This is a genomic window from Pseudomonas caspiana (genome assembly GCF_040224095.2).
In the GTDB taxonomy this organism is placed as follows: Bacteria; Pseudomonadota; Gammaproteobacteria; order Pseudomonadales; family Pseudomonadaceae; genus Aquipseudomonas; species Aquipseudomonas caspiana.
The window spans coordinates 141,289-154,070 of record NZ_CP167995.1; the positions used below are offsets into that span (position 1 = coordinate 141,289).

Below are 12,782 nucleotides of genomic sequence, written 5' to 3' on the forward strand. Positions count from 1 at the left end.
ACATGGTTATCTTCGATAAAAGGAAAGATAAAGGCGCCGATGGTCGGGCCGGTAAAGATGGGGCAGTGATCTACAGCGCAAAAGCACCGCAACTGCGATGGATGATCGGCATGGGCGAGAAGGGGAATACATGAGCCTTTTGGGGCTCAACGCCAGCAACGCCATCCTTTTTTATCCCCACACACTGACCGTCAGAAATCGTTCGGGTTCATTGCGAGGGTGGGACGGTGACGGTTTTCTGACTTGCGGTAGGGAATGTCTGGGCCTGGACGACCGCAAAATCGTTTGGCAGATGGTCGTGATATCCAGATTACAGTTTTGTTTGTAGGAAGCTTCTGAAAGTGCTGCTGACGGATTTTTTACATCCAATCATCTCTATAGGATGCCGACGCACCGGAGCGCTTTCCACTAGGGAAGCCCGGTTTGGTCGGGAGGATGAAGTGGGCGACAATTTTGTTTGTGTCGTAGGCATGAAGGCGGATTGCGGTGAGTGCGGCAAAACGTTCTTACCGAGCAAGGAACAGCAAAAAACCTTGTTTATAAGGCAGCCTTTGGCCTGTCCACATTGTCAATGCATGTTGATCTCGCCTCAAGAGCAGCTTGATGCTCTGAGAGATAAGGGCAATCCTGGAATGAGCTATATCCCGACGATGATAATCATGGGCATCTGCAACATGGTGTTTTTCGGGATGGTTATCGCGGAGATAATCGACCAGGAGGCCGTGATTCTTCTAGGCTTCGCGGTCGCTATTTGTGGGCTCATGATAGTCAGCTTCGGTTTCAAGTCTGCTACTAGTGACCTGAAACTTCAGCTGGAGAAAAACGACTCCCCTTGATTCAAAGAGAGTCGTTACAGCTTAGCTATTCGGCAGCAAGCGGCAGGTGATGCTCTTGATGTAGCGCGTTTCAGCGATCGCCGGGTGTACCGGGTGATCCGGGCCTTGGCCGCCGCGTTCAAGCAACTGGATGTTGCGATCCAGATGGCGGGCACTGGTCAGCAAGATGTTTTGCAGGTCATCTTCCGGCAAGTGCATCGAGCACGACGCGCTGATCAGGATGCCGTCCTTGCTGAGCAAACGCATGGCTTGCTCGTTCAGGCGACGGTATCCGGCTTCGCCGTTTTTCAGGTCTTTCTTGCGTTTGATGAAGGCTGGAGGGTCGGCAACGATCACGTCGAAACGCTCTTCGCCCGCTTTCAGTTCTTTCAGTGCAGCAAACACGTCGCCTTCAATGCAGGTTAGCTTTTCCGCAAAGCCGTTCAGGGCCGCGTTACGTTCCACACCGTCCAGCGCAAATGCAGAGGCGTCGACGCAGGTCACGTCAGTTGCGCCGAACGCTGCCGCCTGAATGCCCCAGCCGCCGATGTAGCTGTAGAGGTCCAGAACGCGTTTGCCTTTGACGTACGGAGCAATGCGCGCGCGGTTCATGCGGTGGTCGTAGAACCAGCCGGTTTTCTGGCCTTCCATGACCGGCGCTTCGAACTTCACGCCGTTCTCTTCCAGAGCGACCCATTCCGGGACCAGGCCGAATGCCGTTTCCACGTAACGGTTCAGGCCTTCTGCATCACGGGCAGCCGAGTCGTTCTTGAACAGAATGCCGCTTGGCTTGAGCACTTGAATCAGAGCGGCAAGCACGTCTTCTTTATGGTTTTCCATGGTGGCGGAAGCCAGCTGGACCACCAGAATGTCGCCGAAGCGATCAACAACCAGACCCGGCAACAAGTCCGAATCTCCGTACACCAGGCGATAGAACGGCTTGTCGAACAGGCGCTCACGCAGAGACAAGGCCACGTTGAGGCGATGCACCAGCAACGACTTGTCCAGCGGCAACTTGACGTCCCGCGACAGCAGGCGGGCGCAGATCAGGTTGTTCGGGCTCATGGCGACGATGCCCAGCGGTTTGCCGCCTGCGGCTTCCAGCACGGCTTGATCACCTGCGGCAAAGCCGTGCAGCGGCGTCGCGGCTACGTCGATTTCGTTGCTGTAGACCCACAAGTGGCCGGCGCGCAGGCGACGGTCGGCGTTGGCTTTGAGGCGCAAGCTAGGCAGGGACATGACGTCGCTCCGGAAAAAAGAGCGGGATTATAGCGCGTCATTTCATTCAGGGGCCGCGATGATGTTAATTAACCGGCTAGTGGTTAGATGGCCCTCTGGAAGTTGCGCAAGGCTTGCGTCTGAAATGAATTTCTACAGAATCATCACGGACGAAAATTGCTTCACATCTCGATATCTTTTAACGGCTTGCGAGAGCTGCCGGTTCAGTAGCGGGTTAATTGACGCGTCTAAAGCGCTTGCCGTATGCGTCGGTGACTGTAAAGCGACAGGTATGAAGGAGTAGAATCCAGATCTGTCCTTGAGTGTTTACCTATGTCCGAAGAGCTTACGTCCGAGCAGATTCAGCAAGTCCTGCAGGGCATCAGTGTGCCTCCGCAACCGCAAATCATGGTGGATTTGCAGATGGAGCAGTACATGCCAGACCCTGATCTTGATGTGATTGCAAAGCTGATTTCTCAGGACCCCGGCCTGTCCGGGGCGCTGCTGAAAATCGTCAACTCGGCTCACTATGGACTTGCCAACAAGATTGCCTCGATCCAGAAAGCGGTCAATCTGTTGGGGATTCGCTCCGTCATCAACCTGATCAATGCGCAGTCGATCAAGGGCGAAATGAGCGACGAAACCATCGTGACGTTGAATCGTTTCTGGGATTCGACTCAGGACGTGGCGATGACCAGCCTGACGCTGGCCAAGCGCATTGGCTCGCAAACGGTGGATGAATCCTACGCGTTGGGTCTGTTCCACGACTGCGGAATTCCGCTGATGCTCAAGCGTTTTCCGGACTATATGGACGTGCTTGAGCAGGCCTATACCAATGCAAGTGCGGAACATCGTGTCGTGGATACCGAGAACGAGAGGTTTGATACAAACCACGCCGTTGTCGGCTATTTCACTGCAAAGTCCTGGCGTTTGCCCGAACATGTCACCAATGCCATCGCTAATCACCATAATGCGCTGGCGATTTTTCAGGATGACTCCAACCGCAATGCCCCGCTGAAAAATCTCTTGGCGGTGCTGAAAATGGCCGAACATATCTGCGCGTCGCACAAGGTGCTCGGCAACGAGGATGAAGATCATGAGTGGAATGCCATCGGGCATCTGATCCTCGATTACGTTGGGCTGTCCGATTACGATTTCGAAAACCTCAAAGAAAGCATTCGCGAGCTGTCCGCGCACTGATCCCGCGCGCGGTCGCATCGCTTCGCGCATCACCGAGTTACCCATGCCTGAATTACCCGAAGTTGAAACTACCCGCCGGGGCATTGCGCCTCATCTTGAAGGTCAACGTGTCAGCCGCGTCATCGTGCGTGACCGGCGTCTGCGCTGGCCGATCCCTGAAGATCTGGATGTCCGCCTTTCTGGGCAGAAGATCGTAGTGGTCGAGCGACGCGCCAAGTATCTGCTGATCCAGGCTGAAGTAGGGACGTTGATCAGCCACTTGGGTATGTCGGGCAACTTGCGTCTAGTGGAAGCGGGCTTGCCAGCGCTCAAGCATGAACATGTGGACATTGAGCTGGAGTCCGGGCTGGCGCTGCGCTATACCGATCCGCGTCGGTTTGGCGCGATGCTCTGGAGTCTGGACCCGCTCAACCACGAACTATTGATACGCCTCGGGCCTGAGCCGTTGACCGACCTGTTTGATGGTCAGCGCCTGTTCGAGCGTTCGCGGGGCAAGTCCATGGCGGTCAAGCCGTTCATCATGGACAACGCTGTCGTGGTTGGTGTGGGGAATATCTACGCCACCGAAGCGTTGTTTGCGGCTGGTATTGATCCGCGGCGTGAGGCGAAAACCATTTCTCGTGCCCGTTATTTGCGATTGGCGATTGAGATCAAGCGCATTCTGGCGGCCGCCATCGAGCGTGGCGGTACGACACTGCGTGATTTCATTGGTGGCGATGGTCAGCCCGGGTACTTTCAGCAAGAGTTGTTTGCCTACGGGCGTGGCGAGCAGCCCTGCAAGGTCTGTGGCACTACGTTGCGTGAAATCAAGCTGGGGCAGCGGGCGAGTGTGTATTGCCCCAAATGTCAGAAGTAGTCCGGTAATTCCGGTTTTTTGTAGGCGCTCATGAGCAACGCGAGGCAGCGATAGCGTTCTGTCTGATGCACCGCCATCGCTGCCTCGCGTTGCTCGTGAGCTCCTACAGGGGCATCGGTTGAATCGGATATTGGTGGGCCCAAAATGATCCGCAGTACTGCCTCACTTGCTTAACCGTCATCGCTGTTTATAGTTAACCCAATCCCATCCCGCTGTACGTGAAGGACCATGCCATGAAGCCGTTTCGACTGATCGCCGCCAGCCTGGCTTTGATTTTCGGCATGCAGGCGATGCCTGTATTGGCCAACGAGCCGGTGAATCACGGCAGCGGAGATCCGGTTTACAGCATTCAGAACCCACCGGCCTACGCCATGATCGGCGACTTGTTGATCGCCCGGCCTTTGTTAATCGCGGCCACCATTGTCGGCGCCGGTCTGTTTGTCATTGCCTCTCCATTCGCCGCTGCTGGCGGAAACCTCGGCGCAACTGGCAAAGCATTGGTGGTCGATCCTGGCAAAGCCGCTTTCGTGCGTTGCCTTGGATGTACGGGCGATGGCTACGCCAAACAGGAGTAAGACCAGTCCGCTCAGGGCGCGATTTGTCTGACCTTCGGATCGAAGGTCTCTGACACTCCAAGGCCTCTCGGATCGCTGGCCGCTTCGATACGCTTCCCCGTCTTGTCCCACAGCAACACTTGCTGATTGCCATAGCCGCGGGAAACTTCCTTGAAGTTATAACCACGCGATTGCAGCGCTTTCATGTCTTCCTGGCTGAACGCTCCCGGCTCGTGCTCGACCACATCCGGCAAGTACTGATGATGGTAACGCGGCACGGCAGGCCACCTGGCAATCGGTTGATCATCCAGATACTCCAGCATCGACAGCAGCACCATGCTCGGGATGCGGCTGCCGCCCGGCGTACCGAATGCAGCGAACTCATCAGGACTTTCCAGAAAGCTTGGGCTCATGCTCGACAGCGGACGTTTGCCTGCCGCAATCGAGTTGGCTTTGCTGCCTGCCAGTCCGTATGCGTTGCTGCCTTGCGGATCGGCGGCAAAATCATCCATCTCATCGTTCAGCACAACGCCCGTGCCCGGTACGGTGAACGCTGCGCCGAACGGTAAATTGACCGAGAGCGTCGCCGCGACCGCATTGCCGTCAGTGTCCAGCACGGCAAAGTGAGTGGTGTGTTCGCCTTCACGCCAGCGCGGTGAAGGTTCCAGGTTGCTGCTCGGCGTTGCTTCGTGCGGGTCGATACTGCCCGCCAAGTGCACCAGATACTCACGATCAAGCAGGTGATCGAGGGGATTGACAACGAAGTCCGGATCGCCCAGCAAGCCACGGTCTCGATAGGCACGACGCAGGACTTCCAGCACATAGTGGGCGCGTTGGACTTTGTCTGACTGCTGCCACGGCAGTTGCTGCAGCATCATCAGGCTTTGGGCCAACGCCACGCCACCTGCCGAGGGTGGCGGGGCGCTGATCAGCTCCCGCTGGTCATCCAGGCGAAAGCGCAAAGGTGCGCGCGTCGCGACCTGGTATTGATCCAGATCTTCTGACTTCCAGATGCCTCCTGCTGCTTTTACGCCATTAACCATCGATTGAGCGGTCAGGCCAGCGTAGAAACCATCGCGACCGTTGTTGGCCAGTCGGTTGAGTGTCACGGCCAGGTCCGGCTGCTGGATGATCGTGCCCATCGACGGGACTTCGCCGTCACGCAGAAACAGTCGAGCACTTTCCGGATCGTCGCGCAGTGCTGAAAGGCGAGCCGTAGCACGTTGCTGATAAATTCGGTCGACCGGAAAACCTTGATAGGCCAGGCGAATGGCCGGCGCCATGGAAATGTTCAGGGGTAGCTTGCCATAGCGCTCTGCCAGCTCGATTAATGCTGCGGGCAGGCCGGGAATGGCAGCGGCCAGCGGTCCGTTCAGGGAAAGGCTGGGTTGAACCTTGCCATCGCGGCGATAGAGGTCATAAGTCGCTTTGATCGGGGCTTTTTCTCGCGCATCCAGAAACACATAGCCAGGCTGCGGCCCGCTTTGACGTAGCAGGAAGAATCCGCCGCCGCCCAATCCGGAGCCGTAGGGCTCAACCACGGCGAGTGCAGCGCTGACGGCTACTGCGGCATCGAAAGCGTTGCCGCCCGCCACCATGATTTCCCGACCAGCGGCGCTGGCTTGCGGATGCGGACTGGCGATGGCGGACTGTGCAGGGCGGGGAAACGGTGTTTCAGCAGCGACAATGGTCTGCGCGGACATGGCGCAGAGCAGCAAAACGCTGGACAGAACGTGCTTGAGGATCATGCCGGGCTCGCTTTGGTCGGCCGGCAAGATGAGCTTGATGTCGGCGATTCAGCGACGCCGACGGTTCAAGCCTTGCCGGTAATGATCAGGTATTTGCTCATCAGTTCGTCTTTGCTTTCAACGCGGTTTTCATCCAGCGGGATGCAATCCACGGGGCAGACTTGCTGACATTGCGGCTCGTCGTAGTGGCCAACGCATTCAGTGCACAGGCTCGGGTTGATCACGTAGATCTCCTCGCCTTGAGAAATCGCCTCGTTCGGGCACTCGGGTTCGCAGACGTCGCAATTGATGCAATCGTCAGTGATGATCAGGGACATGAAACACTCCTGCCGCGGTCGATGCCGGGGCATATGAAATCCAATGCGGCGAATTGTGCCGCATTAGTCGTTTCGTTGCACCCGGACGTTGCCGTAAAACTCAGCGTTTGAAGCGTTCAGTCAGCGCTTCAGCGACAGCCGGATGGACGAACTTGGTGATATCCCCGCCCAAGGCCGCGATTTCACGGACCAGCGTCGAGGAAATGAACGAATACCGTTCGGATGGCGTAAGGAACAGACTTTCGACGTCCGGTGCCAGTTGGCGGTTCATGTTGGCCAGCTGGAACTCGTATTCGAAGTCAGAAACGGCACGCAGGCCTCGCAGAAACACGTTCGCGTTCTGTTCTTTGGCAAAGTGCGCAAGCAGCGTCGAAAAACCTACCACTTCGACATTCGGCAGGTGTTTAGTGACCTCCCGGGCCAGATCCACGCGCTGTTCCAGAGGGAAAAGCGGGTTTTTCTTCGGGCTGGCGGCAACGGCGATGATCACATGATCGAACAGGCGCGATGCGCGCTCGACCAGATCGCCGTGGCCCTTGGTAATAGGGTCGAAGGTGCCTGGATACAACACTCGGTTCATCGCGTCGTCCTGGTCGGAGTCCTTTGGGGAGTCGGATGGTAGCGCAGCATTCCCGGTGGGCCAAGTCGGAGTGCTGAAGGCTAAGGTCGTATTGCTATCAAAATTGAGTGTTAAAGCGGTGTATCCCGTATTCCTGCGGGACATCGCGAAACGGTAGATATGTAGGAGTGAGCTTGCTCGCGATAGCGGTCTTTCTGTCACAACATAGTTGATTGGCAGAACGTTATCGCGAGCAAGCTCACTCCTACAGGGGCCATGTTTGCCGCGAGTCAGCGCGGTGTGATGGACACCGGGGCAGCTCCCATCAAACTACATGTATGCAATTGAATTGGGATGCGTTCTGTAGGAGCGCACGAGTACCGCGAGGCCGCGATAGCGATTTATCAGGTACAACGCCATCGCTGCCTCGCGTTGCTCGTGAGCTCCTGCAGTGGGGTGTCGATTCGTATGCACTAGACAGATCCCCGCCATCACCGAATAAACAGCTTGTAAACCAGCCTCTGAATCGCTTTCCCGTAAGGTGGATAGATCAGCCTCGCAGCGTTAAAGCGCTGCTTGATCAACACGCCCTTGGCCTTACTGAACGTCATGAAGCCTTCATGCCCGTGGTAATGCCCCATCCCTGAAGGACCGACGCCGCCGAATGGTAAATCGTCCTGAGCGACATGCAGCAGTGTGTCGTTCAGGCATACGCCGCCGGAATGGGTCTGCTCCAGCACACGCTGCTGTTCGGCTTTGTCGTAGCCGAAGTAGTACAAAGCCAGTGGGCGAGGGCGTTGGTTGACGTAGGCGAATGCCTGGTCGATGCGTGAGTAGGGCACGATGGGCAGCAGTGGGCCGAAAATCTCGTCCTGCATGACCAACATGTCGTCGCTGACGTTAAGCAGCAGGCTGAACGGCATGCGTCGATCCTGCCCGCTTTCGTAGAGGTTAATAACCTTCGCGCCTTTTTCAGTCGCGTCGGTCAGATAGTGGTTGAGACGAGCGAGCTGGCGTTGATTGATGATTGCCGTGTAATCAGGATTGTCAGCCAGCGAGGGATAAAACCCGAGCACGGCGGACTTGTAAGCGTCGACGAACTCCTCAACGCGATCCTCCGGCACCAACACGTAATCCGGCGCGACACAGGTTTGTCCGGCGTTGAGCGTCTTGCCGAAAGCGATGCGCTCGGCCGCGTCCTTGAGCGGCACATCATGGGAAACAATGGCCGGAGACTTGCCGCCCAGTTCCAGCGTGACCGGCGTTAGGTTTTCCGCTGCGGCACGCATCACGTGCTTGCCAACGCTGGTTGCGCCGGTAAACAGCAAGTGGTCAAACGGTAATCCTGAGAATGCGATGCCGACGTCCGCCTCGCCCAGCACCACCGCTACCAGATCCTCCGGAAACACCCGAGCGAACAGACGCTTGAGCAGTTCACCGGTGGCGGGTGTTGATTCGCTGAGTTTGAGCATCACCCGGTTACCCGCTGCCAGCGCTCCAATCATTGGCCCGATGGCCAGAAACAGCGGGTAGTTCCAAGGCACGATAACGCCAACTACGCCCAATGGTTGATACACCACCTTGGCCGATGCGGGCTGGAAAGCGATGCCTACTTTTCGTCTTGAAGGCTTCATCCATTTTTTCAGGTGTTTACGGGCGTCCTTTATGCCAAACAGGCTGGGCATCAACTCGGCCAGCAACGTCTCATCGGCGCTGCGATGACTGAAGTCACTGCTGATTGCCTCGATCAAAGCCTGCTGCTCGGTGCACAGCACGTCATGCAGACTGGCAAGCCATTGCAGGCGCTGCCCTGCGGTGGGCATCGAGTTGGCGGAAAAGGCTTTACGCTGCTCGGCAAACACCCGCTCAAGTTCGCTTGGCGGTTGCGAAAGGTCCGGTAACCAGGCGAGTTCGGCAGGCATGTGGGCAATTCCGTTTGGAGTTATCCACTGGTTTTAGAGTTGTTGCTCTATAAAGTCAAATTCCGCGGTGGACTGCAGTGTTTTTCAGGCCGGATGACCATAGGCAAGTAGTGTCAGCGACTCAGGGCAGCCTCCGATCAAAAAGATTCAACTAATTGATTTGGAGTGCTTTTCTATAGGAGCTCACGAGAACCGCGAGGCAGCGATGGCGACCTTTCTGATACAACGCTATCGCGGCCTCGCGGTGCTCGTGCGCTCCTACAGGCTTTGTTTGCTGCGCAACAGCGCTGTGTCATGCCCAATAGGCATACACCAGCACTTCACGCCCCGGCTACATTTGTCTCCCCGGAAGCGGTATCTTTGCCGGTCTAGCGCAGCCGTCCGGAAACACTCATGTCGAAACCATCAGATGGCGGTCCTTCGGGATCTACCATCCCATTCCCGCCCAAAGGCGCTAGCCTGACGCTGATTGATGTCGCCAAGGTGGCGGGCGTTTCGCCCATGACGGTTTCCCGGGCGTTGCATCGGCCTGAGCTGGTCAGCGAGAAGACCCGCGACAAGGTGCGCGAAGCAGTGCGCGCGACGGGTTATGTGTCGAACATGTTGGCCGGTGGGCTAGCCAGCAACAAAAGCCGATTGGTGGCGATTTTCCTGCCGACGATTGCCAACTCGATTTTTGCCGACACAGTTCAGGCGCTGATGGATTCACTTACCAAAGCGGGTTACCAGACCCTGTTGGGGTTGACTGGCTACTCAGCCGAGCAGGAAGAAACATTGCTTGAGGCGGTTCTGGGGCGGCGGCCAGACGGCATCGTGCTCACCGGCACGCTGCACACCGAAGCTAGCCGGATACGGCTGGCCCAGGCCGGCATTCCTGTCGTGGAAGCCTGGGACTTGAGTGAGGCGCCTATCGACATGCTGGTAGGGTTCTCCCATGAGGCGGTGGGCGAGGCGGTGGCGCGGCATCTGTTGGACAAAAATTACCGGCGCTTCTCTGTCGTCACCATCAGCGATCCTCGAGGCATGCGTCGCTGCAAAAGTCTGTTGGCCGAACTGGAGCGCCATGGCGTTCATGATGTACCGGTTGAAGTGCTTGCGCCGCCCGCCACGCTGGAGATCGGCCGAGAAGGTCTGCGCCGCCTGCTGGATCAGCAAGATCGCCCTGAAATTGTGATCTGCAGCTCGGACACCATCGCTCAGGGTGTATTGGCAGAAGCGGCTAGCCGAGGCCTGCGCGTCCCGGAAGATCTGGCGGTGATGGGCTTCGGTGATTTGAGCAGCGCAGCGCAGGTCTATCCAGCACTGTCGACGGTCAAGGTTGATGGCTCTCGTATTGGTCAAATGGCCGCTCAGGCACTTCTGGAACGCTTTAACTATCCCGCTGGCGCCGAAGATCCCTTGCGGATCGATACCGGTTTTACCCTCATCGACCGCGCCACCACCTGAGTCAATTGCCCGAAGTTGATGAGTGGCGCTGTTGAATGATTGCGCAATCATAGTAGTATCCCTCCAAGGCCTCCCGTCGTATCTCAGGCGTGGAGCTTTTTTTGATTCTTGAATGATTGCGCAATCATTCATTGGGCTATCTCCATGTGATTTAAGTCGCGAACCCTTTTTTCGAGCTGAACTCAGGAAGCACTTATGCAAATCCAACAAGAAAACATCAAGTCCTCCGATCACGACCAGATTGCCTGGGTGAAGGTCTCATCGGTATTCCTGCCGTTGGCCAATCCGATCAGCGATGCCAAGGTGCTGACCGGTCGGCAGAAACCCATGACTGAAATCGCCATGCTGTTTGTGGAAATCGAAACGGTCGACGGCCACAGTGGCCTGGGCTTCAGTTACTCCAAGCGCGCCGGTGGCCCCGGCCAGTTTGCTCACGCTCAGGAAATCGCTCCGGCGCTCATCGGTGAGAACCCGAGCGATATCGCCAAGTTATGGACCAAACTCTGCTGGGCGGGCGCTTCGGTGGGTCGCAGCGGTATGTCGACTCAAGCCATTGGCGCTTTCGATGTAGCGTTGTGGGACCTGAAAGCCAAACGCGCCAACCTTTCCCTGGCTCGCTTGCTGGGTGCGCAGCGTGATTCGGTGCGCTGCTACAACACTTCTGGCGGCTTCCTGCATACCCCGCTGGATCAGTTGATGAAGAACACTGATTTGTCGCGGGAGAAGGGCATCGGCGGTATCAAACTGAAAGTCGGTCAGCCGGACTGGGCGGTGGATATCGAGCGCGTCAGCACCATTCGTAGACACCTTGGGGATAACTTCCCGCTGATGGTCGATGCCAATCAGCAATGGGATCGCCCGACGGCCCAGCGCATGTGCCGCAAGTTCGAAGAGTACAACCTGATCTGGATCGAAGAGCCACTCGATTGCTATGACGCTGAAGGCCATGCGGCGCTGGCTCAGCAATTCGATACGCCAATCGCTACCGGAGAAATGCTCACCAGCGTGGCCGAGCATGCGGAGTTCATCAAATTGCGTGGCGCTGACTTCCTGATGCCGGACGCGCCACGTGTAGGCGGTATTACGCCTTATCTAAAGGTAGCGGCCATGGCAGAACAGGCCGGGTTGATGCTGGCACCGCACTTCGCCATGGAGCTGCATGTTCACCTGGCAGCGGCTTACCCGACCGAGCCATGGGTCGAGCATTTCGAGTGGCTGGAGCCGTTGTTCAATGAGCGTCTGGAAACCCGCGATGGTCGCATGCTGGTACCGACGCGTCCGGGATTGGGCCTGACGCTAAGCGAACAGGTCAAACCCTGGACGGCTCAACAGTTTGAAGTGGGCAAGCGCCCTTGAGGCTTGTGATGTCCGGGCCGATTGGTTGTCCCGGACATCACGCTTTATCGTTCGCTTGCGTTAAGATCGCTCGATACCAATAAAACCCGAGCGATCAAGTGTGAGCCTGACCCCGCGTATCAAAACCCGTGAACGGATCGTGCTGAACAGTCTGGAGCTGTTTAACCAGCAGGGCGAACGCAGCGTCAGCACTAATCACATCGCGGCGCATCTGGAGATGTCGCCGGGTAATCTGTATTACCACTTCCCCAACAAGCAGGCGATCATCGCCGAACTGTTCACCGAGTATGAAACCCTGGTGAACACCTTCCTGCGCCCGCCCAAAGGTCGCCTGCCTAGCGTTGAAGACAAGCGTTTTTACTTGTTGGAGATCCTCGACGGGATGTGGCGCTATCGCTTCCTGCATCGTGATCTGGAGCATCTGCTCGATTGCGACCCCGAACTGGCCGCGCGTTATCGACGCTTTTCCCAGCATTGTCTGATTCAGGCCATGGCCATTTATGGTGGGTTTGTTGAGGCTGGCATCCTGCAAATGAACAAAGTGCAGATCGAATCGCTGACGCTCAACACCTGGATCATCCTGACGTCCTGGGTACGTTTTCTCTGCACCACACGGGAAAACAGCACACACCTGAGTGAAGATGCCATTCGCCGTGGCGTTTATCAGGTTCTGATGCTTGAGTCAGGCTATGTAACCCCGCAGGCGCAACAGGAAGTGAACGCGCTGTGCGAAGAATTTTATGTTCCGTTGCATCAAGCGCTGGCAAATGGAGTCTGAACATCGTCAGCGG

Annotated in this window: 13 protein-coding genes; 8 read left to right on the forward strand and 5 right to left on the reverse strand. The window is 56.9% G+C overall.

Annotation, left to right across the window (positions count from 1 at the left end):
* Window positions 1-2: 2 nt before the first annotated feature.
* Both ABRP31_RS00640 and ABRP31_RS00645 read left to right on the forward strand, forming a co-directional pair.
* Window positions 3-134, forward strand: coding sequence for a hypothetical protein (locus ABRP31_RS00640; protein ID WP_349971037.1), 132 nt, complete (start codon window positions 3-5; stop codon window positions 132-134).
* Between the two features lie 306 nt (window positions 135-440).
* A complete protein-coding gene (locus ABRP31_RS00645; RefSeq protein WP_349971038.1) occupies window positions 441-836 on the forward strand; it encodes a hypothetical protein in 396 nt (131 codons plus the stop codon).
* A gap of 21 nt (window positions 837-857) precedes the next feature.
* On the opposite strand, the gene ABRP31_RS00650 is transcribed toward ABRP31_RS00645, so the two are convergent.
* A complete protein-coding gene (locus tag ABRP31_RS00650) occupies window positions 858-2,054 on the reverse strand; it encodes a class I SAM-dependent rRNA methyltransferase (protein ID WP_349971039.1) in 1,197 nt (398 codons plus the stop codon).
* 366 nt (window positions 2,055-2,420) lie between these two features.
* Here ABRP31_RS00650 and ABRP31_RS00655 point away from each other — a divergent pair, with 366 nt between their 5' ends.
* From ABRP31_RS00655 to ABRP31_RS00665, 3 genes are all read left to right on the forward strand, one after another.
* On the forward strand, window positions 2,421-3,233 hold the full coding sequence (locus ABRP31_RS00655) for an HDOD domain-containing protein (protein ID WP_349971123.1): 813 nt from the start codon (window positions 2,421-2,423) through the stop codon (window positions 3,231-3,233).
* 43 nt (window positions 3,234-3,276) lie between these two features.
* A complete protein-coding gene (mutM, locus tag ABRP31_RS00660) occupies window positions 3,277-4,089 on the forward strand; it encodes a bifunctional DNA-formamidopyrimidine glycosylase/DNA-(apurinic or apyrimidinic site) lyase (protein ID WP_087268457.1) in 813 nt (270 codons plus the stop codon).
* Between the two features lie 233 nt (window positions 4,090-4,322).
* Window positions 4,323-4,664, forward strand: a complete 342-nt coding sequence (locus ABRP31_RS00665) for a multidrug transporter (RefSeq protein ID WP_087268460.1) — start codon at window positions 4,323-4,325, stop codon at window positions 4,662-4,664.
* A gap of 11 nt (window positions 4,665-4,675) precedes the next feature.
* Here ABRP31_RS00665 and ggt read toward each other — a convergent pair whose 3' ends face one another.
* The 4 genes from ggt to ABRP31_RS00685 all read right to left on the reverse strand — a co-directional run bounded on the left by ggt (window position 4,676) and on the right by ABRP31_RS00685 (window position 9,189).
* Window positions 4,676-6,391, reverse strand: a complete 1,716-nt coding sequence (ggt, locus tag ABRP31_RS00670) for a gamma-glutamyltransferase (RefSeq protein ID WP_349971040.1) — start codon at window positions 6,389-6,391, stop codon at window positions 4,676-4,678.
* 65 nt (window positions 6,392-6,456) lie between these two features.
* The gene (locus tag ABRP31_RS00675; RefSeq protein ID WP_087268466.1) at window positions 6,457-6,708 is read right to left on the reverse strand and encodes a YfhL family 4Fe-4S dicluster ferredoxin; all 252 of its coding nucleotides are present in this window, start codon (window positions 6,706-6,708) and stop codon (window positions 6,457-6,459) included.
* A gap of 100 nt (window positions 6,709-6,808) precedes the next feature.
* Window positions 6,809-7,288, reverse strand: a complete 480-nt coding sequence (gene coaD, locus ABRP31_RS00680; protein ID WP_349971041.1) for a pantetheine-phosphate adenylyltransferase — start codon at window positions 7,286-7,288, stop codon at window positions 6,809-6,811.
* A 470-nt stretch (window positions 7,289-7,758) separates the two neighbouring features.
* Window positions 7,759-9,189: a coniferyl aldehyde dehydrogenase gene (locus ABRP31_RS00685; RefSeq protein WP_349971042.1), complete on the reverse strand. Its 1,431-nt coding sequence runs from the start codon at window positions 9,187-9,189 to the stop codon at window positions 7,759-7,761.
* A gap of 393 nt (window positions 9,190-9,582) precedes the next feature.
* On the opposite strand from ABRP31_RS00685, the gene ABRP31_RS00690 reads away from it, so the two are divergent.
* The 3 genes from ABRP31_RS00690 to ABRP31_RS00700 all read left to right on the forward strand — a co-directional run bounded on the left by ABRP31_RS00690 (window position 9,583) and on the right by ABRP31_RS00700 (window position 12,769).
* Entirely contained in the window at window positions 9,583-10,635 is a 1,053-nt protein-coding gene (locus tag ABRP31_RS00690) for a LacI family DNA-binding transcriptional regulator (protein WP_349971043.1), read from the forward strand.
* Between the two features lie 195 nt (window positions 10,636-10,830).
* The gene (locus tag ABRP31_RS00695; protein WP_349971044.1) at window positions 10,831-11,991 is read left to right on the forward strand and encodes a mandelate racemase/muconate lactonizing enzyme family protein; all 1,161 of its coding nucleotides are present in this window, start codon (window positions 10,831-10,833) and stop codon (window positions 11,989-11,991) included.
* A 106-nt stretch (window positions 11,992-12,097) separates the two neighbouring features.
* Window positions 12,098-12,769 (forward strand): TetR/AcrR family transcriptional regulator, encoded by a 672-nt coding sequence (locus tag ABRP31_RS00700; RefSeq protein ID WP_087268779.1) that lies wholly within the window; start codon window positions 12,098-12,100, stop codon window positions 12,767-12,769.
* Window positions 12,770-12,782: the final 13 nt, after the last annotated feature.